Genomic DNA, 17,704 nt, shown 5'->3' on the forward strand with positions numbered 1-17,704 from the left:
CCCTTCCAGGGTAACCGCCTCCGGTCAGCCGCTTCCGACGAAGAGCACCAGCAGCAGCCAGACCACCGGTGCCGTCGGCAGCAGCGAGTCCAGCCGGTCCATGATGCCGCCGTGTCCCGGCAGCAGCGTTCCCATGTCCTTGATGCCCAGGTCACGCTTGATCATCGACTCGCCGAGGTCGCCCAGCGTCGCGCTGGCGGCGACCGCGAGGCCGAGCAGCAGGCCCTGCCACCACTGGCCGCCGTCGATGACGAACTCCATGCACAGCGCGCCCGCGGCCATGGCGAACGTCACCGCGCCGAGCAGCCCCTCGCGGGTCTTGCCGGGGCTGATGCGCGGTGCGAGCTTGTGCCGGCCGAACCGCCAGCCGATCGCGTAGGCGCCGGTGTCGCTGACCACGGTCAGCAGCAGGAAGGTGAGCACCCGCTGCGGCCCGTCCTGCGCCGTGAGCATCATCGCCACGAAGGTCGCGAGGAACGGCACGTAGAAGGCCGCGAAGACGCCCGCCGTGACGTCCTTGAGGTAGCCCTCGGGCGGCTCTGTCATCCGCCAGACCAGGACGGCGAGCGCCGTGAGCGCCATGGCCACCCAGGCGCCCTCCGCACCGCGCACATAGCCGGCCACGACCATCGCCGCGCCGCCGACGGCGAGCGGGACGAGCGGGGCCTTGATGGAGCGGCGCTCCTGAAGGCGGGAGGTCAGCTCCCACAGCCCGACCACGACGGCGACCGCCACGACACCGACGAAGGCGGCCTTCCAGATGAACAACGACGCGATGATCACCGCGCCGAGGCCCACCCCGACGCCTATGGCCGCCCGAAGGTCCCGGCCGGCCCTCTTCTTCTGCGGAGCGGACGGTGCGGGTTCCTGGGGGTGGTCGCGGCGCCCTCGTGAGCCGGACGGCGGCTCCGAGGGCGGCGTCGCTCCCGACGGCGGGCTGGGCATGGGCTCCTGCGGCATCTCGTCGCGGAACGGGGGACCACTCGGCGGAGCGGTCCCCCGGTCACGGTCGTCCTGCTCTCCACCGGCGTCTCCACCGGCGGGGACGTCGGGCACGATCGGCATGGGGCGAGTCTGCTGTGCGCCATGCCGCTCGTAGGCGGGACCCGCCGGGGCGGCCGGAGCGAGCCCCTGGTCGGGCGGACCCCAGTGACCGCCTCTCGGCGGGGCCCCCCAGGAAGAGTCGTTCATCAGACCTCGAGCAACTCGGCTTCCTTGTGCTTGAGCAGCTCGTCCACCTGCGTGACGTACTTCGCGGTGGTGTCGTCGAGCTCCTTCTCCGCGCGGCGGCCCTCGTCCTCGCCGACCTCGCCGTCCTTGACGAACTTGTCGATGGTCTCCTTGGCCTTGCGGCGCACCGAGCGGATCGAGATCTTCGAGTCCTCGGCCTTGCTCTTGGCGACCTTGATGTACTCGCGGCGGCGCTCCTCGGTGAGCTCGGGGAACACCACCCGGATGATGTTGCCGTCGTTGCCCGGGTTGACACCGAGGTCCGAGTCGCGGATCGCCTGCTCGATGTTGCGCAGGGCGCTCTTGTCGAACGGGGTCACGACGGCCATGCGGGGCTCCGGTACGGAGAACGACGCCAGCTGGTTGATCGGCGTGAGAGCACCGTAGTAGTCGGCCACGATCTTGTTGAACATGGCCGGGTGCGCACGACCGGTACGGATCGCGGCGAAGTCCTCCTTGGCGACCACGACGGCCTTCTCCATCTTCTCCTCGGCCTCGAGGAGGGTCTCTTCGATCACCACTTGCTCCTGCGTGTCTTGAGTGGGCCCGGCATGCTGAAGGGCCGCGGAACGTGCGTCGCGTTCCCCTGCACGGTGTCCGACCGGCAGGGCTTTGTCCATCCCCTCGCGGGGCGCCCGGGGGCCTTGGCGGATCAGGCCCGGGTGCTCTGGTCGCTCACGAGAGTGCCGATCTTCTCACCCTTGACCGCGCGGGCGATATTGCCCGCGGCGAGCAGTTCGAAGACGAGGATCGGCAGATTGTTGTCACGGCAGAGGGTGATGGCGGTGGCGTCGGCGACCTTGAGGTCGCGCGAGAGGACCTCGCCGTACTCCAGCGCGTCGAACTTCACCGCGTCCGGGTTCGCCTTCGGGTCGGAGTCGTAGACCCCGTCCACTCCGTTCTTACCCATGAGGAGTGCCTCGGCATCGATCTCCAGGGCACGCTGGGCGGCCGTGGTGTCGGTGGAGAAGTACGGCATGCCCATGCCCGCGCCGAAGATCACGACGCGCCCCTTCTCCAGGTGGCGCACGGCACGGAGCGGGATGTACGGCTCCGCGACCTGGCCCATGGTGATGGCGGTCTGCACCCGCGAGTCGATGCCCTCCTTCTCCAGGAAGTCCTGGAGGGCGAGGCAGTTCATGACCGTACCGAGCATGCCCATGTAGTCGGAGCGGGCCCGGTCCATGCCGCGCTGCTGGAGCTCGGCACCGCGGAAGAAGTTGCCTCCGCCGATCACGACGGCGATCTCCGCGCCGTCGCGTACGACCGCGGCGATCTCGCGTGCGATGGCGTGCACGACGTCGGGGTCGACGCCGAGGGCGCCGCCGCCCGCGAACGCCTCGCCGGACAGCTTCAGCATGAAGCGGCCGGCCTTTTTGCCGTTGTTGTCGTCGCCCTGTGCGGCGCCCTGATTCATGGGGATCTCCTCGTGCACATACGAAGAAGGCCATTGCCGGTGGGTGCTTGTGTCCCTAGCGGCAATGGCCTCCTCGTCAGATCTGCGGTCGTCCGACGGCTGAACGGTCGGCGACTGCTGGGGAAACCCTAGCGGGCTCCCGTGTTGATCGCGTACCGGCTCAGATGCCGACCTTGATGCGCGTGAAGCGCTTCAGGGTGACACCGGCCTCGTCCAGGACCTTCTGGACGGACTTCTTGTTGTCGAGCGCGTACGGCTGGCCAAGGAGCGTGGCGTCCTTGAAGAAGCCGTTGACACGACCCTCGACGATCTTCGGGAGGGCGGCCTCGGGCTTGCCCTCGGCGCGCGTGGTCTCCTCGGCGACGCGGCGCTCGGTCTCGACGACCTCGGCCGGGACGTCCTCACGGGTGAGGTACTTCGGCGCGAAGGCGGCGATGTGCTGCGCGACACCCTTGGCGATCTCGGCGTTCTCCTTGTCGAACTCGACGAGGACACCGATCTGCGGCGGGAGGTCGGGCATGGTGCGGTGCATGTAGGCCGCGACGTAGCCGTCGGAGTACTGGGCGAAGCGGTCCAGGACGATCTTCTCGCCGAGGTTGGCGTTGGCCTCGTCGACGTACGCCTGGACGGTCTTGCCGGGCTCGATCTCGGAGGCGAGCAGCGCCTCCAGGTCGGCCGGGGAGGTGGCGGCGACGTGCGCGGCGAGCGCGGAGGCGACGGCCTGGAACTTGTCGCCCTTGGCGACGAAGTCCGTCTCGCACTTCAGCTCGACGAGGACACCGGAGGTGTTGTCGTCGGCGATCAGGGAGACGACGGCACCGTTCTCGGCGGAACGGCCCTCGCGCTTGGCGACGCCCTTCTGGCCCTTGATGCGCAACGCCTCGACGGCCTTGTCGACGTTGCCGTCGGCCTCGTCCAGGGCCTTCTTGCAGTCCATCATGCCGGCGCCGGTGAGCTCGCGGAGCTTCTTGACGTCAGCGGCGGTGTAGTTCGCCATGATCTGTGAATCTCTCTCGAAGTCTGGAAGATCTACAAAGATCTACGGGTGGACGGCGGGGGCCCCGGGCCCCCGCCGTCGACAACCGGACCCGTGAGGGTCAGGACCGTGAGGTCAGGCCTGCTCGGCCTCGGCGGCGGGAGCCTCGGCCTCGGCGGCCGGGGTCTCGACGGCCGGGGTCTCGGCGACGGCCTCGGCAGCGGCCTCCGCCGGCTTCTCGGCGGCGTCCTCGGAGTCCGCCTTCTTCTCGCCCTCGAGCAGGTCGCGCTCCCACTCGGCCAGCGGCTCGCCGGCGGCCTTCTCGCCCGGCTTCGAGTCGCCGGTGGCGACGCCGGAACGGGCGATGAGGCCCTCGGCGACGGCGTCGGCGATCACGCGGGTGAGCAGGGTGACGGAACGGATCGCGTCGTCGTTGCCCGGGATCTTGTAGTCGACCTCGTCGGGGTCACAGTTGGTGTCGAGGATCGCGACGACCGGGATGTGGAGCTTGCGCGCCTCACCGACGGCGATGTGCTCCTTCTTGGTGTCGACGATCCAGACGGCGCTCGGCACCTTCTGCATCTCGCGGATACCACCGAGGGTCTTCTCCAGCTTGGCCTTCTCGCGCGAGAGGACCAGGAGCTCCTTCTTGGTGAGGCCGGAGGCGGCCACGTCCTCGAAGTCGATCGCCTCAAGCTCCTTCAGACGCTGGAGGCGCTTGTAGACGGTGGAGAAGTTGGTGAGCATGCCGCCCAGCCAACGCTGGTTGACGTACGGCATACCGACGCGCGTCGCCTGCTCGGCGATGGCCTCCTGGGCCTGCTTCTTGGTGCCGACGAACATGATGGAGCCGCCGTGCGCGACGGTCTCCTTGACGAACTCGTAGGCGCGGTCGATGTACGACAGCGACTGGAGCAGGTCGATGATGTAGATGCCGTTGCGCTCGGTGAAGATGAAGCGCTTCATCTTCGGGTTCCAGCGACGGGTCTGGTGACCGAAGTGGACGCCGCTTTCCAGCAGCTCCCGCATCGTGACGACGGCCATGGCCGTATCTCCTTGGTTCTCGGTTATGTCCTGACGCCCCGGCGCGCTGTGCCACGAGGGACCGATGAGCGCGTCCACCGCTTTCGAGGGCGGTGGCGGGGCGTGCGAAGTCGACCCGGTGACCCGGATCGCCAGAAGAAGTGTACGGGAACCCGGCGGCAGCGGGTGACGGCGCTGTCCACAACCGCCCGGTAGTCCACAGAACCGGACCATGATCGGCACGGCTCCGTGCGCCTGGGGCACATTGCCGACCATGTACCTCGACGCTGTGACCACACTGACCGCTCTGACCGCCCTGACCGCCCCGCTGCCGGCCGCCTGGCCGGTGGGCCCGCCGCGTCCCGCGATCGTACGGGGCTGGGAGCCGCCCGCCTCGGCGTACGGTCCCGGGCACCGCGGCGTCGACCTCGCCGCCCCGCCCGGGACACGGGTGCGCGCGGTGGCCGCCGGGCGGATCTCGTTCGCGGGGCCGGTGGCCGGTCGTGGCGTCATGACGATCACCTTGGGGGCCACGGGCGCCCCGCCTCTGCGCACCACGTACGAGCCGGTGCGCGCGCTGTTACCGGTGGGGACCGAGGTATCGGCCGGACAGGTGGTCGCGGAGGTGACGGGCGCCCCGTCGCACTGCGCGCGGGGCTGTCTCCACTGGGGCCTGCGCCGCGCGGACGCCTACCTGAACCCGCTGTCCGTTCTCCCGCCTCCGCTGCTGCGCCGCCCGCCGTCCCGCCTGCTGCCCATGAGTGCGGACGGGGGCGGGCGCGGGGCCACCGCCGCGGGCACGGGCACGCTCCTGGGCGCGGCCGGGCACAGGGGCACGCCCCTGTGCTGAACCGGACCGGCGAAGGCGGGCCGGGCGGGACACCGGCTCGCGCACCGCACAGCCTGCCGGGCGGGACACCAGCTCGGACACCGCACGGCGGGCCGGGCGGGACACCGGATCAGAGGCCGCGCACCCCGCGGAGGGCCATAGCGACCGCCGTGTCCGCGATGGCCGCGGGGTGCTCCGCGGCACCGAGCTCGATGCGCCGCACCGCCGCGTCGACGATGCCCTGGAGCAGCATCGCGGCGAGCCGTGGCTCCTCCTGGCCCAGGTCGCCGAGCGCCTCGACGATGATGGCGACGAGCCCGCCGTGCGCCGCGCGGATCTTCTCGCGCGCCCCGTCGTCCAGCTCGCTCGCGGAGATGGCGACGACGGCACGGTGGCGCCGGTCACCGACCAGTTCGAGCTGCTGGCGTACGTAGGCCTCGACCTTCCCCTCGGGGGTGTCCGCGCGCTCCATGGCCGCTTCCACCTCCGCCGCCCACAGGGGGAAGTCGACCGCGCACAGCTCCTCCACCACCGCGGCCCGCGACCGGAAGTACTCGTACACGGAGGACCGGGCGAGGCCCGTCCGCTCGGCGAGGGCGGGGAAGGTCAGCGCCTCCGTACCGCCCTCGGACAGCAGGGAACGCGCGGCGTCCAGCAGGGCGCCTCGCTGCATCGTCCGGTGCTCGGCCACGGAGGCCGCTCGAATCCTGGGCACGGCTCCACTTTACGGCCGCACGTTCGACGTCAGCGTCCTACATCGGCCAGTTTGGCCCTCAGCTGCAACACCGATTTGGTGTGGATCTGGCTGACCCGGCTCTCCGTCACGCCGAGCACATTGCCGATCTCCGCGAGGGTGAGGCCCTCGTAGTAGTACAGCGTGACCACCGTCTTCTCCCGCTCGGGCAGGGTGTTGATGGCACGGGCCAGGAGCCGCCGCAGCTCCCGGTCCTCGGCGACCTCGACCGGATCGTCGGCGGCGGTGTCCTCCAGGGTGTCCATCAGGCTGAGCCGGTCGCCGCCCTCACCGCCGACGTGCAGCAGCTCCTCCAGGGCGACCACATTGGCCAGGGACAACTGGCTGAAAACCGCGTGCAGTTCCTCCAGCGCGATGCCCATCTCGGCGGCGACCTCGCTCTCCGAGGGCGTGCGCCGCAACTGCGCCTCCAGCGTGGCGTACGCCCGCTCCACCGCCCGCGCCTTCTGCCGCACGGACCGGGGGATCCAGTCCAGGGCGCGGAGCTCGTCGATCATCGCGCCGCGGATCCGGGTGATGGCGTACGTCTCGAATTTGATCGACCGGGCGATGTCGAACTTCTCGATGGCGTCGATGAGCCCGAACACCCCGGAGGAGACGAAATCGGCCTGCTCCACATTGGACGGCAGCCCCACGCTGACACGGCCGGCGACGTACTTCACCAGCGGGGAGTAGTGCAGGATCAACTGCTCCCGCAGCCGCTCGTCGCCCGTGTCCTTGTACGACCGCCACAGCTCGTCGAGGGACGAGGGCGCGGGCGGCCGCACGGTGCCCCGCGCAGCGGGGGGCACCGCTGCGCGGTCGGAACCGGAGGTGTGCTGGGGCATGCGTCGCCTTGAGCCGTTCTGCTGTGGTGAGAGGGAGCCGGGTGAGCGGGGCGTAATCCTGGTGAGCGTAGCGTGACTGGGGTGTCGCGGTGAGCGAAGGCCGCTGGATAATGCCTCCGCGGGGGCGTGCCATCGGCCGCATCTTCGAATGGGGCCGATGGTGTGCGCACCGGCCCCCCGGGTGTCACCGAGGCGGCTTCGAATGTCACCGGCAACACCTTTTCACCCGAATGCTCCAGGTCAAGCACCGCCTCGCCGGGCATTCGGGCGACGCCCGGCACCCGGTGCCAACTGCCAGTTCCCACCGTGGCGTTCGACGAATCCGAGCGCGTGCAGTTCGTACAGCCTGCCGAGCACCTCGTCAACGTCGGCGCCGACGACACACGCGATATCGGGCCCGGTGACGGCCCTCCCGCGGGCGGGCAGCGCTTCGAGCACCCGGGCCGCGGCCGGGTCCAGGAGGTCCCGTGGCAGGACGGGGCCACGCCGGACGGGCGCCAGGTCGCCGATCTCACCGACCAGCTCGGCGACTTCCGCCGCGTCCGTGACCAGTACGGCCTCTCCGCGGAGCAACTCGTGGACGCCGGCGGACAGGCCGCTCGTGGCCGGCCCGGGGACGCCCATCGTGAACCTGCCGAGCCGCTGGGCGCCGCGGGCGGTGACCAGTGAACCGCTGCGGTACTCGGCTTCGACGACGACCGTCCCCCGGGTGAGGGCGGCGATCACCCGGTTGCGGAGGATGAAGCGGCTGGGGACGGGATGCGCGCCGGGCGGCAACTCGGCGACCACCAGGCCCTGTTCGCCGACGCGTCTGAGCAACTCCGCGTGCCCGCGCGGATATGCGACGTCGGCCCCGCAGGCGAGTACGGCGACGGTGGCCCCGCCGACGGCGAGCGCGCCACGGTGGGCCGCGCCGTCGACGCCGAAGGCGGCACCGGAGACGACGACCCAGCCGCGCTCGGCGAGCCCGGAGCCGAGGGTCGCCGCCATGTGCGCCCCGTAGGGGGTGCAGGCCCGAGCGCCGACCACGGCGACGGAGCGCAGGGCCCATCTGCGCAGGTCCGCCCGGCCACGCACCCACAGCCCGAGGGGTCTGGACTCCCCCAGGTCGTCGAGCTGGGTGGGCCACTCGATGTCGCCCGGCACGACGAACCGCCCGCCGGCGGCGTCGATCGCCGCGAGGTCCCTCACCGGGTCGGCCGTAGCGGCCCGTCTCCTCAGGCTTTCGACGCGGTGCTCGGAGAGGCCCCGCAATGCCTCCCGCCCGGCGTGCGCGGAGGTCAGCCGCCCGAGCAGTTCCACCGCCCCGAGCTCGCGCAGTCGACGTCCGATGTGCGCGTCACCCGGCTCGACGACCCGGGTCAGCGCCGCCCGGGCCAGCCGCTCCTCGCGCGTCACCTCCTCACCCTCGGCCATGCCGCACCCTCCGCCCGTCCGGCCGCCGCCGATGCCCCTGGACCCGTTCACCGCGCACGCCCCCGAGCTGCCCAGCCCGGACCCGGTCGGCACCGGCACGGACCCGCCGGCCCGTCGGAGCCCACCGGGTCTCCGTCGGCCACGGGGCCCGCCGGTTCACCGCCCCTCCCCCGCCGCCAGCGGCACGCCCCGGGCGATCCCCGTCCGCAGCTCCAGGGCCAGGTGTACGTCCCGGGCGTCCGGGCGGTCACGTCCCGCGAGGTCGGCGAGCGTCCAGGAGACCCGCAGCACGCGGTCGAGGCCGCGCGCCGTGAGCAGGCCCCGCTCGATGTCCCGCCCGGCCGCGCCCAGCGCACCGGGTGCCACCTGCCAGCGGGTGCGCAGTTCGTGGCCGGGCACTTCGCTGTTGAGGCTCCAGGGGGTCTCGGCCAGGCGCACCGCCGAGCGCGCCCTGGCCTCGCGCACCCGGGCCGCGACCGCCGCGGTGGGTTCGCCGCGGCCGCCCCGGCCCAGCAGATCGACCCGGCCGACGGGCTCCACCGTCACCCGCAGGTCGACCCGGTCCAGCAGGGGTCCCGACAGCCGCGCCTGGTAGCGGCGGACCACCGAGGGCGGGCATTCGCAGCCCGCGCCGCGCAGACCGTGCCGCCCGCAGGGGCAGGGATTGGCCGCCAGCGCCATGAGGAACCGCGCGGGCAGCCGCACCACGCCGGCGCTGCGGGCCACCACCACATGGCCGGACTCCAGCGGCTGTCTGAGGGCGTCCAGCGCCTTGGGGCTGAACTCCGGTGCCTCGTCGAGGAAGAGGACGCCCCGGTGTGCCAGCGACACCGCGCCGGGCCGTGGCACCCCGTTGCCACCGCCGACGAGCGACTGCATCGTCGCCGAGTGGTGCGGTGCGCAGTAGGGCGGTCTGCGCACCAGCGGCTCTCCGGGCGGCAGGATGCCCGCCACCGAGTGGACCGCGGTGACCTCCAGGGACTCCCTCCCCTCCAGCGGCGGCAGCACGCCGGGCAGCCGCTCGGCCAGCATGGTCTTGCCCGCGCCCGGCGGGCCGGACAGCAGCAGGTGGTGGCCCCCGGCCGCCGCGACCTCCAGGGCGAGCCGCGCGACCGGCTGCCCGGTCACGTCCGCCAGGTCGTGCGCGCCCCCCGCGTCCGCCACCAGCCCACGGCCCACCCCCGCGCCGGGCACCAGCAGCCCGGCCAGCATGGCGTCGGGCCGGCCTTCCTCGTCCGGTTCCTCCTGCGGCACGGGTTCGTCCGCCAGTACGGCGATGAGCTGCCCCAGGGTCCGCACGCCGAGTACCGAGACGCCCGGCACCAGGGACGCCTCCCCCGCCGTCTGTTCCGGCACGACGACCTGCCGGTAGCCCGCCTCGGCGGCCGCGAGCACGGCCGGCAGCACGCCACGCACCGGGCGGACACGGCCGTCGAGGCCCAGTTCGCCGATGAGCACCAGGTCGGCGATGGTCCTCGGGTCGATCCGCCCGGCCGCCCCCAGCACGGCTCCGGCGACGGCGAGGTCGAAACCCGATCCGCTCTTCGGTACCGATGCCGGGCTGAGTCCGACGGTGAGCTTCTTCTGCGGCCATTCGGCGCCCGAGTTGACGACCGCCGCCCGCACCCGGTCACGGCTCTCCGACAGGCTCTTGTCGGGCAGCCCTACCAGCGCGAACGTCGCCACTCCCGGCTCCAGGTCCGCCTGGACCTCGACCACCACGCCCTCGACCCCGACCAGTGCCACCGAACACGTCCGGGCGAAGCCCATCAGGCCGCCCCCCGCACGTGCTCGACGACGGGTGCGCCCCGCCGGGGCACCAGCACGCCGACCAGGTCGATGCGCACCCCGCCGGGCGGAAGCCCGCCGTGTCTGTCGAGCCAGCAGGCGGCGAGTCGTCTCAGCCGGTCGGCCTTGGCGGGCGTGACCGCCGCCATCGGGTGCTCGAAGCCGGGTCTGCGGGTCTTGACCTCGCAGACCACCACCGTGTCGCCGTCCTGGGCGACGATGTCGATCTCACCGGTGCGTCCGCACCGCCAGTTCCGTGCGAGCACGGCCATCCCGGCCTCGCCCAGCCGCCGTACCGCCAGCTTCTCGCCGTACCGCCCCAGCGCCCCCGTGGCGTTCATCCGGCACCACCTCCGGCACCGACTGTGACGCCTCGGGCCCGAGGCTGTGGATCTTGGTGGATAACCCGTGGGTTGTGGAAAACCCCGCCACCCGTGGCGGTGAACCCGAGGTGTGCCGGGCACCGCCCGCCCCGCCCGGCCCCCTTGAGGGACACCGCCCGCCCGCCCGGCCCTGCGGCGCGGGACGCGGCCGGTCCGCCGGTCCGCCGAGCCGCCGCCGCCGGGCCGCCGGTCACGGCCCGGCCCTGGCCGCATCCGGCCCCGCCGGCGACCGCTTCGGCAGGCGCTCCGCCGCCTCAGCTCCCGGGCAGTTCCAGGTCGCTCTTGTTGAGCTCCTCGATGTTCACGTCCTTGAACGTGAGCACCCTCACCTGCTTGACGAACCTCGCCGGCCGGTACATGTCCCAGACCCAGGCGTCCGCCATCGACACTTCGAAGAAGACCTCGCCCTGGACCGAGTGCACCTGCATCTCGTAGTCGTTGGTGAGATAGAAGCGTCGCTCGGTCTCGATCACGTATTTGAACAGGCCGACGACGTCGCGGTACTCCCGGTAGAGCTTCAGCTCCATCTCGGTCTCGTACTTCTCGAGGTCCTCGGCGCTCATGGCATGTTCCCCTTCAGCCGTGCGTCCCCCCATTGTGCGCCAGCCTGCCGGGCCCCCGGACGATTCAGGGGGCCAGGACCAGCGGCGTACGCGGAGGGCCCTCGTCGAGCAGCGTACGCAGCAGCTCGGCGAGTCGTGTCGGATACACCGTCTCACGCGCCGCCGACAGTTCGGCGGAAGTCCACCACCTCAGCCCCGCGACGCTGCGGCGCTCCAGCTCCGTCAGCTCGCCCAGGGCCACGTCCGTCCGTGCCGTGCGTGCCAGGTAGTACCACTCCTCCTGGTCCCAGCGCCGTCCGGCGAACAGGAAGGAACACCGCCGCTGCCACAGCAGCGGCCCGAGCTCGACGTCCGTGAGGCCGGTCTCCTCGGCCAGCTCGCGCAGCGCGGCCTCCTCACGCGTCTCCTGGCCCTCCACTCCCCCACCGGGGGTGAACCACCAGGTGACGTCGGGGTCGTCCGGCTCGTACCCGTGCAGGAGGAGGATCCGGTCGTCCGGGTCGAGCAGGATCACCCGGGCGACCCTGCGCACTTCCTCAGCCACGGACGGCGGCCGTCCGTGCGGGAGCGCGCGACAGGCGCCGGGCCAGCGGTCCGTAGGCGGCGCCCCCGAAGATCAGTACCGCCCCGGTCACCACCGCCCCCGCCATCAGCCCGACCGGGCCGGGGCTCGACACTCCGCCGGGCAGCGCGGCGAAGCTCGCGGGCCGGTCGACCAGGCTCCCCAGCGGCCACGCCACGGCGTCCACCCGCGCGGTCACGGCATCGCGCGGCACGGAACCCTGCCCGGCGTCCTGGAGGTGCTCACGGGAGTCGAGCGATCCCATCCGCTCGTCCCCGAGCAGGAAGAGCTGCCCGTCGGGAACGTCCGCCGAGAACGTCGTCGGCGAGGCGGGGCCCCCGGTGCGCAGATACGGTTCCTCAACGGGCTCGCCGTTGATCGTGAGCCGGCCTCCGGTGTCGCAGCAGACGACCTTGTCGCCCCCGACACCGACGACCCGCTTGACCATCGGCAGATCGCTCCAGACCTTGTCCTCGAAGACGACGACGTCACCGCGTCGCACCTGGGAGCCGTCGATCCGCTGCGCCAGCACCCGGTCGCCGGCGTTCACCGTGGGTGTCATCGAGCCGGTCGGCACGGTGTACGGCTGGTACTGCACCGCTCCCCAGACGAACCCGCCCAGGAAGAGCACACAGCCGACGGCCACGGCCAGGCCCGACAGCATGCTGCCGAGCCGGCCGCGGCCGTCGTCGGTACGTACGGTTCCGCTCATGTCAGCGCTCCCCACTCGGCGAGATCGCGACAGATCCCCGACCGCGATACGCCGACGATCGACGATCCGGGACGGACCCTACCCGGGACCCCCTGCCCGCGGTACGCCCAGCGGCGTGAACGCGCCGGGAGAGCGGGAGCGCCCTTCCCCGCGGGGAAGGGACGGAGCCGGCCCCCGGGCGGCCGCGCGTCAGCGGCCGGCCAGGCTCTTCCTGCGCCAGAGGACCAGCGGCAGCGCGCCCGCGAGGCCCAGCGCGCCCGGCGCCACGGCCGCGGCGGCGTTCAGGCCGGGCTGGTCGAAGGTCTCCGGCACGGGCAGCGTGGCCCAGCGGTTCACGGGCCAGGCCACCACGACGGCACGACCGACCACCTGGCCGACCTCGACCGTTCCGTTGCCGGGGAGCTCCTGGTGGTAGCGGGAGTCCAGCGAGTTCTGCCGGTTGTCACCCATCACCCAGATGCTGCCCTCGGGCACCTTGATGGGCCCGAACGGCTCGTCGTCGCAGGGCGTGGAGCCGGGGTAGATGTACGAGGTCTCGTCCAGCGGCTTGCCGTTGAGGACGACCTTGCCGCCCTTCTTGCAGCTCACCGTGTCGCCGCCGACCGCGATGACCCGCTTGATCAGGTCCTTCTCCTCGGAGGACGGCATCAGCCCGATGAAGCTGAGGAAGTCCTGCACCAGGTTGGTCTCCGGCGTCGGCTCGCCCTCCAGCCAGCCGCCCGGGTCGTGGAAGACGACGACCTCGCCGCGCTCCGGCTCCGCGCCGAACCACGGGGTCAGTTTGTCCACCAGGACCCGGTCGCCGCGCTGGAGCGTGTTCATCATCGAGTCCGAGGGAATCGAGAACGCCTGCACCAGGAAGGTCTTGATCAGCAGCGCCAGCACCAGGGCGATACCGACCAGCAGCGGCAGTTCCTTCCAGAAGGAACGCTGGTTCCCGGGCTCCTGGGCCTCTTCGTCGTCCACCGTCTCGCCCTCAGCTGGTCCGGTCACGGCTGCGGGGGGCTCCCCTGCGGAACCAGCGGAAGGCTCGGCGATCTGCTCGGGCCTCTTCTCCGGCTCCTCGTGTCCGGATCGTGCGCCGACCGCCAAATCCCCCACATCCACTCCTTACTCCATGCAACCGCCCGCCCCACAGCAGGGGAAGGCCCATCACTCCCATAACGAGCGGGAGTTCCGCAGGGCTCGGGAGCCGGATCAATCCGTCGGGATTCCGAGAGGACACACTATGCGACGCACCGAGCGCGGGCGCGGTCCCCGCCCGCGAGTCCGGGACCGAGGCGAAGGTCCCCGGTTCCTCCAGCCCTCTCCAGTGGTCGAACGGCCAGGCGATGACGACCGCGCTCCCGACGACCTCCTCCTCCGACACCGTCCCCTGGTACTTCTCGTCGAGGTGGAAGCGGGAGTCCGCGGAGTTCGACCGGTGGTCCCCCATCACGAAGATGCGGCCGGGCTCCACCTTGACCTCGAACTTGATGGTGGAGGGGGCGTTGCCGGGGTTCACATAGGGCTCGTCGAGGGGCACGCCGTTGACGGTCACGCGGCCGTCCTCGCCGCAGCACCTGACCGTGTCCCCGCCGACCGCGATGACCCGCTTGATCAGGTCCTGTTCGTCGTCGGACGGCAGGAGCCCGATGAAGGTCAGGGCCTGCTTGACCTGTTTGACGCCCACCGGGTCGTCCTTCTTCGGCGTCTGCTCCTGCTGGAGCCAGCCGCCCGGGTCCTTGAAGACGACGACGTCGCCGCGCTGCGGCTTCGAGCCGAACCAGGGGGTGAGCTTGTCCACCAGCACCCGGTCGTCGATCCGGATGGTCTGTTCCATCGAACCCGAGGGGATGACGAAGGCCTGGACCAGGAACGTCTTGAGCACGAGGGCGATCATCAGCGCCACCGTGATCAGGAGGGGTATCTCCTTCACGGCCGACCGCTGTCTGCGCCGCTTGACCTTGCGGGCGAGCTTGCGCCGCTCCGCCCGTCCGGGCAGCGCCCGTCCACCGTCCGTCGGGCGCGAGCCGGTGGGCAGCCGGGTGTCGGCCCGGTGGCTGGAGACCCTTCCGCGGTTACCCATGGGCCGCGCCCGACGCCGGCGTATCCGGTACGTCATGGAAAGCGGCGGGCGGCTCGACGGTGGACCAGCGGCCGAAGGGCCAGCCGATCCAGTCGGCCCTCCCGATCACCCGGTCCACCGGAACCATGCCGCCGCCCGGCTCCCCGAGGTGGTCGCGGGAGTCGCGCGAATGGCTGCGGTGGTCGCCCATGACCCATAGGGTGCCCGGCGGGACGACGATGTCGAAGGGCACGCGCGACGGCGCGTCGCCGGGATACAGATAGCCCTCGTCCACGGGTACGCCGTTCACCTCGACCCTTCCTCCCTCGTCGCAGCAGGTCACTCGGTCGCCGCCCACGCCCACGACGCGCTTCACGAAGTCGGTGTCGGCGGGCTCGGCCAGGCCGAGCGCCGCGGCCGCCCCGTGCAGCAGCGCGGTGACCGGGTTCCGCTCCGGAGGCTCCTGGAGGAAGGAGCCGGTGCCGTCGAAGACGACCACGTCCCCTCGCCGCGGCTCGGAACCGAAACGGTACGCCAACTTGTTCACCAGCACCCGGTCCCCGATGCGCAGCGTGGGTTCCATCGAGCCACTGGGAATCTGGAAGGGCTGCACCACGAAGTGGCTGAGGAGCAGCAGGAAGGCGGCGCAGACGAGGCCGATCAGTCCGGGTCTGCGCCAGGAGGAGTGCCCGGAAAGCACGGAGCGCGACCGCTCCTCCGTGCCGGAGGAGTGGTCGCGCTCTGTGTGCTGTGCTTCGGTGTCCATCGGGGCCAGATGTTATCCGGCCGCCCTGTGGACGCCGTCCGAAGCCGAGGCGCGAACGGGAGCCGAGGCTCAGTTGTCGCGCTTCTCCTTGATCTTGGCAGCCTTGCCGCGCAGCTCGCGCAGGTAGTAGAGCTTGGCGCGACGGACGTCACCGCGGGTCACGAGCTCGATCTTCTCGAAGATCGGGCTGTGCACCGGGAAGGTGCGCTCGACGCCGACGGAGAAGGAGACCTTGCGGACCGTGAAGGTCTCGCGGACGCCCGAGCCCTGACGGCGGATGACGACACCCTTGAACTGCTGGATACGGGAGCGGTTGCCCTCGATGACGCGAACGTGGACGTTCACGGTGTCACCGGCGCGGAACGCCGGGAGGTCGGTGCGCAGCGACGCGGCGTCGACGGTGTCGAGCAGGTGAGCCATTTCTGTCTGCTTCCTCGCCGATGCCACAGGTCATCGACGGAACTCGTGAGGAGATGGAGGGTGCTGATCGCGTCGGACGAGCGTCGTGTCCCCCTGTGGCAGGGGCGCGCGCCGGACGTACAGCAGCGGCCTATTCTTCCACGGCTCCGGGCCTGCACCAAAATCGGCCACCGGGCTCGGGCGCCCAGCCCAGGATGGAGAGGGTCTCGCGGTCCTTCTTGTCGAACGCCGAGGGGTCGCAGCGCTCGATCAGGTCCGGCCGGTTGAGCGCGGTCCGGCGGAACGCCTCGTCCCGCCGCCACCGGGCGATCTTCCCGTGGTGCCCGCTGAGCAGGACGTCGGGGATGCCGCGCCCGCGCCACTCGGGCGGTTTGGTGTAGACGGGGCCCTCCAGCAGGTTCGCCATGGCGCCCGGCGCGAAGGAGTCGTCCCGGTGGGACTCGGCGTTGCCCAGCACTCCGGGGAGCAGCCGGGCGACGGCTTCGGTGATGACCAGTACGGCGGCCTCGCCGCCGGCCAGCACGTAGTCGCCGATCGACACCTCGTACACCGGCATGCGGGTGGCGTACTCGTCGATGACACGGCGGTCGATGCCCTCGTAGCGGGCGGGTGTGAAGACGAGCCAGGGGCGCTCGGACAGTTCGACGGCGAGCTGCTGGGTGAAGGGGCGTCCGCTGGGGGTCGGCACCACCATGACCGGGCCGTGGGCGCCCGCCTCGTAGCCGGCGGCGAGCGTGTCGTCCAGGGCGTCGCCCCAGGGCTCGGTCTTCATGACCATTCCGGGGCCGCCGCCGTAGGGGGTGTCGTCGACCGTGTTGTGCCGGTCGTACGTCCACTGCCGGAGGTCGCGCACGTGTACGTCGAGCACGCCGCGCGCGCGGGCCTTGCCGACGAGCGAGACGTTGAGCGGTTCCAGGTACTCGGGGAAGATCGTGACGACGTCGAGCCGCATCAGCGCTCGTCCCCCGGGGCCCCGGCGCCCTCGGCCCGGTCCGGCTCCGGCCCGTCCGGAGCCTCCGGCTCCCTCGACGAGGCGATCTCGGCGCGGTCGTCGATGAGCCCCGGCGGCGGGGCGATGACGGCCCGCTGCTCCGCCAGGTCGATCTCGGTGACGATCTCCTCGACGAAGGGGATCAGGACCTCGCTGCCGTCGGGCCGCTCCACCACGAACAGGTCCTGCGACGGCAGGTGCGAGATCTCGGTGATCCGTCCGATCCCGGTGCCGTCGGCGAGGACCACGTCCAGATCCATCAACTGGTGGTCGTAGTACTCGTCGGGCTCCTCGGGCCGCTCGTCCGGGTCGACCTCGGCGATCAGGAGGGTGTTGCGCAGCGCTTCGGCGGCGTTGCGGTCGCTCACGCCCTCGAACCGCAGCAGCAGCCGGCCGCTGTGCACCCGGCCGGTCTCGATGGTCAGCGGTCCGGCGGAGGCCGGGTCCGTGGCCAGTACGGCGCCGGGCCCGAGCCGCAGCTCCGGCTCGTCCGTACGCACCTCGACGGTGACCTCGCCCTTGATGCCATGGGCGCGGCCGATCCGCGCTACTACCAGCTGCACTGCTCACTCTCCATACGGGGACGGTTCAAGACACGACTTGCGGAAACGACCACGCGCCGGACCGGAGCGGCCCGCGCGACCCGGGGCCGGCGACCGGCGCGAGCCGCGCGACCGCCGGGACGGGGGGCCGACGGAACGACGACGGGCCGGGGCGGGCCGCAGCCCTCCCCGGCCCGTGCCGGTGTTCAACTTCGATCAGCGGACCTGGTCCACGTCGACGAGGTCGACGCGGATACCACGGCCGCCGATGGCGCCCACGACGGTACGCAGAGCGCGTGCGGTGCGGCCGTTGCGGCCGATCACCTTGCCGAGGTCATCGGGGTGGACCCGGACCTCCAGTACGCGCCCACGGCGCAGGTTGCGCGAGGCGACCTGCACTTCGTCGGGGTTTTCGACGATGCCCTTCACGAGGTGCTCGAGAGCCTCCTCGAGCATGC

General features: G+C 71.6%; 21 protein-coding genes. 1 reads left to right on the forward strand and 20 read right to left on the reverse strand.

The window, feature by feature from the left end:
- Positions 1 to 24: 24 nt before the first annotated feature.
- The 5 genes from PUR26_RS31410 to rpsB all read right to left on the reverse strand — a co-directional run bounded on the left by PUR26_RS31410 (position 25) and on the right by rpsB (position 4,667).
- The gene (locus PUR26_RS31410; RefSeq protein WP_329877724.1) at positions 25 to 1,191 is read right to left on the reverse strand and encodes a phosphatidate cytidylyltransferase; all 1,167 of its coding nucleotides are present in this window, start codon (positions 1,189 to 1,191) and stop codon (positions 25 to 27) included.
- Complete coding sequence (frr, locus tag PUR26_RS31415) at positions 1,191 to 1,748, reverse strand: ribosome recycling factor (protein WP_329877725.1); 558 nt, start codon at positions 1,746 to 1,748, stop codon at positions 1,191 to 1,193. The genes PUR26_RS31410 and frr overlap by 1 nt, the downstream gene beginning before the upstream one ends.
- 134 nt (positions 1,749 to 1,882) lie before the next feature.
- Complete coding sequence (gene pyrH / locus PUR26_RS31420) at positions 1,883 to 2,647, reverse strand: UMP kinase (protein WP_329877726.1); 765 nt, start codon at positions 2,645 to 2,647, stop codon at positions 1,883 to 1,885.
- A gap of 160 nt (positions 2,648 to 2,807) precedes the next feature.
- Positions 2,808 to 3,644 (reverse strand): translation elongation factor Ts, encoded by an 837-nt coding sequence (gene tsf / locus PUR26_RS31425; protein WP_329877728.1) that lies wholly within the window; start codon positions 3,642 to 3,644, stop codon positions 2,808 to 2,810.
- 114 nt (positions 3,645 to 3,758) lie between these two features.
- Positions 3,759 to 4,667 (reverse strand): 30S ribosomal protein S2, encoded by a 909-nt coding sequence (rpsB, locus tag PUR26_RS31430; RefSeq protein ID WP_329877730.1) that lies wholly within the window; start codon positions 4,665 to 4,667, stop codon positions 3,759 to 3,761.
- A gap of 253 nt (positions 4,668 to 4,920) precedes the next feature.
- Here rpsB and PUR26_RS31435 point away from each other — a divergent pair, with 253 nt between their 5' ends.
- The gene (locus tag PUR26_RS31435) at positions 4,921 to 5,496 is read left to right on the forward strand and encodes a murein hydrolase activator EnvC family protein (RefSeq protein WP_329877732.1); all 576 of its coding nucleotides are present in this window, start codon (positions 4,921 to 4,923) and stop codon (positions 5,494 to 5,496) included.
- A 109-nt stretch (positions 5,497 to 5,605) separates the two neighbouring features.
- On the opposite strand, the gene PUR26_RS31440 is transcribed toward PUR26_RS31435, so the two are convergent.
- The 15 genes from PUR26_RS31440 to PUR26_RS31510 all read right to left on the reverse strand — a co-directional run bounded on the left by PUR26_RS31440 (position 5,606) and on the right by PUR26_RS31510 (position 17,702).
- Positions 5,606 to 6,166, reverse strand: coding sequence for a TetR/AcrR family transcriptional regulator (locus tag PUR26_RS31440; protein ID WP_329878557.1), 561 nt, complete (start codon positions 6,164 to 6,166; stop codon positions 5,606 to 5,608).
- Positions 6,167 to 6,219: 53 nt separating this feature from the next.
- The gene (whiG, locus tag PUR26_RS31445; RefSeq protein WP_329877734.1) at positions 6,220 to 7,056 is read right to left on the reverse strand and encodes an RNA polymerase sigma factor WhiG; all 837 of its coding nucleotides are present in this window, start codon (positions 7,054 to 7,056) and stop codon (positions 6,220 to 6,222) included.
- Positions 7,057 to 7,296: 240 nt separating this feature from the next.
- A complete protein-coding gene (gene dprA / locus PUR26_RS31450) occupies positions 7,297 to 8,472 on the reverse strand; it encodes a DNA-processing protein DprA (protein ID WP_329877736.1) in 1,176 nt (391 codons plus the stop codon).
- 156 nt (positions 8,473 to 8,628) lie between these two features.
- The gene (locus PUR26_RS31455) at positions 8,629 to 10,242 is read right to left on the reverse strand and encodes a YifB family Mg chelatase-like AAA ATPase (protein ID WP_329877738.1); all 1,614 of its coding nucleotides are present in this window, start codon (positions 10,240 to 10,242) and stop codon (positions 8,629 to 8,631) included.
- Positions 10,242 to 10,601, reverse strand: a complete 360-nt coding sequence (locus PUR26_RS31460) for a YraN family protein (RefSeq protein WP_329877740.1) — start codon at positions 10,599 to 10,601, stop codon at positions 10,242 to 10,244. The genes PUR26_RS31455 and PUR26_RS31460 overlap by 1 nt, the downstream gene beginning before the upstream one ends.
- A 296-nt stretch (positions 10,602 to 10,897) precedes the next feature.
- Positions 10,898 to 11,206, reverse strand: a complete 309-nt coding sequence (locus PUR26_RS31465) for a DUF2469 domain-containing protein (protein WP_005311352.1) — start codon at positions 11,204 to 11,206, stop codon at positions 10,898 to 10,900.
- 64 nt (positions 11,207 to 11,270) lie between these two features.
- On the reverse strand, positions 11,271 to 11,750 hold the full coding sequence (locus tag PUR26_RS31470; protein ID WP_329877742.1) for an NUDIX hydrolase: 480 nt from the start codon (positions 11,748 to 11,750) through the stop codon (positions 11,271 to 11,273).
- Positions 11,743 to 12,480 (reverse strand): signal peptidase I, encoded by a 738-nt coding sequence (gene lepB / locus PUR26_RS31475; RefSeq protein ID WP_329877744.1) that lies wholly within the window; start codon positions 12,478 to 12,480, stop codon positions 11,743 to 11,745. Before lepB (PUR26_RS31475) ends, PUR26_RS31470 begins: the two co-directional genes overlap by 8 nt.
- Positions 12,481 to 12,669: 189 nt before the next feature.
- The gene (gene lepB, locus PUR26_RS31480; RefSeq protein WP_329878559.1) at positions 12,670 to 13,572 is read right to left on the reverse strand and encodes a signal peptidase I; all 903 of its coding nucleotides are present in this window, start codon (positions 13,570 to 13,572) and stop codon (positions 12,670 to 12,672) included.
- Positions 13,457 to 14,548, reverse strand: coding sequence for a signal peptidase I (gene lepB, locus PUR26_RS31485; protein WP_329877746.1), 1,092 nt, complete (start codon positions 14,546 to 14,548; stop codon positions 13,457 to 13,459). Before lepB (PUR26_RS31485) ends, lepB (PUR26_RS31480) begins: the two co-directional genes overlap by 116 nt.
- Positions 14,541 to 15,293 (reverse strand): signal peptidase I, encoded by a 753-nt coding sequence (gene lepB, locus PUR26_RS31490; RefSeq protein ID WP_329877748.1) that lies wholly within the window; start codon positions 15,291 to 15,293, stop codon positions 14,541 to 14,543. Before lepB (PUR26_RS31490) ends, lepB (PUR26_RS31485) begins: the two co-directional genes overlap by 8 nt.
- Before the next feature lie 69 nt (positions 15,294 to 15,362).
- Entirely contained in the window at positions 15,363 to 15,713 is a 351-nt protein-coding gene (gene rplS, locus PUR26_RS31495; protein ID WP_329877750.1) for a 50S ribosomal protein L19, read from the reverse strand.
- A gap of 130 nt (positions 15,714 to 15,843) precedes the next feature.
- The gene (gene trmD / locus PUR26_RS31500) at positions 15,844 to 16,665 is read right to left on the reverse strand and encodes a tRNA (guanosine(37)-N1)-methyltransferase TrmD (protein WP_329877752.1); all 822 of its coding nucleotides are present in this window, start codon (positions 16,663 to 16,665) and stop codon (positions 15,844 to 15,846) included.
- On the reverse strand, positions 16,665 to 17,267 hold the full coding sequence (gene rimM, locus PUR26_RS31505; protein ID WP_329877754.1) for a ribosome maturation factor RimM: 603 nt from the start codon (positions 17,265 to 17,267) through the stop codon (positions 16,665 to 16,667). The genes trmD and rimM overlap by 1 nt, the downstream gene beginning before the upstream one ends.
- A gap of 195 nt (positions 17,268 to 17,462) precedes the next feature.
- Positions 17,463 to 17,702: an RNA-binding protein gene (locus PUR26_RS31510; protein WP_329877756.1), complete on the reverse strand. Its 240-nt coding sequence runs from the start codon at positions 17,700 to 17,702 to the stop codon at positions 17,463 to 17,465.
- Between the last annotated feature and the right edge of the window lie 2 nt (positions 17,703 to 17,704).

The sequence above is a fragment of the Streptomyces sp. SP18CS02 genome (genome assembly GCF_036322365.1).
GTDB lineage: Bacteria > Actinomycetota > Actinomycetes > Streptomycetales > Streptomycetaceae > Streptomyces.

Coding starts and splice junctions, on each gene's coding strand:
- rplS (WP_329877750.1), bottom strand. CDS start 15,713: ATGGCTCACCTGCTCGACACCGTCGACGCCGCGTCGCTGCGCACCGAC.
- rpsB (WP_329877730.1), bottom strand. CDS start 4,667: ATGGCCGTCGTCACGATGCGGGAGCTGCTGGAAAGCGGCGTCCACTTC.
- tsf (WP_329877728.1), bottom strand. CDS start 3,644: ATGGCGAACTACACCGCCGCTGACGTCAAGAAGCTCCGCGAGCTCACC.
- PUR26_RS31465 (WP_005311352.1), bottom strand. CDS start 11,206: ATGAGCGCCGAGGACCTCGAGAAGTACGAGACCGAGATGGAGCTGAAG.
- lepB (WP_329877748.1), bottom strand. CDS start 15,293: ATGGACACCGAAGCACAGCACACAGAGCGCGACCACTCCTCCGGCACG.
- PUR26_RS31510 (WP_329877756.1), bottom strand. CDS start 17,702: ATGCTCGAGGAGGCTCTCGAGCACCTCGTGAAGGGCATCGTCGAAAAC.
- PUR26_RS31435 (WP_329877732.1), top strand. CDS start 4,921: ATGTACCTCGACGCTGTGACCACACTGACCGCTCTGACCGCCCTGACC.
- lepB (WP_329877746.1), bottom strand. CDS start 14,548: ATGGGTAACCGCGGAAGGGTCTCCAGCCACCGGGCCGACACCCGGCTG.
- PUR26_RS31460 (WP_329877740.1), bottom strand. CDS start 10,601: ATGAACGCCACGGGGGCGCTGGGGCGGTACGGCGAGAAGCTGGCGGTA.
- pyrH (WP_329877726.1), bottom strand. CDS start 2,647: ATGAATCAGGGCGCCGCACAGGGCGACGACAACAACGGCAAAAAGGCC.
- whiG (WP_329877734.1), bottom strand. CDS start 7,056: ATGCCCCAGCACACCTCCGGTTCCGACCGCGCAGCGGTGCCCCCCGCT.
- PUR26_RS31455 (WP_329877738.1), bottom strand. CDS start 10,242: ATGGGCTTCGCCCGGACGTGTTCGGTGGCACTGGTCGGGGTCGAGGGC.
- lepB (WP_329877744.1), bottom strand. CDS start 12,480: ATGAGCGGAACCGTACGTACCGACGACGGCCGCGGCCGGCTCGGCAGC.
- PUR26_RS31410 (WP_329877724.1), bottom strand. CDS start 1,191: ATGAACGACTCTTCCTGGGGGGCCCCGCCGAGAGGCGGTCACTGGGGT.
- trmD (WP_329877752.1), bottom strand. CDS start 16,665: ATGCGGCTCGACGTCGTCACGATCTTCCCCGAGTACCTGGAACCGCTC.
- dprA (WP_329877736.1), bottom strand. CDS start 8,472: ATGGCCGAGGGTGAGGAGGTGACGCGCGAGGAGCGGCTGGCCCGGGCG.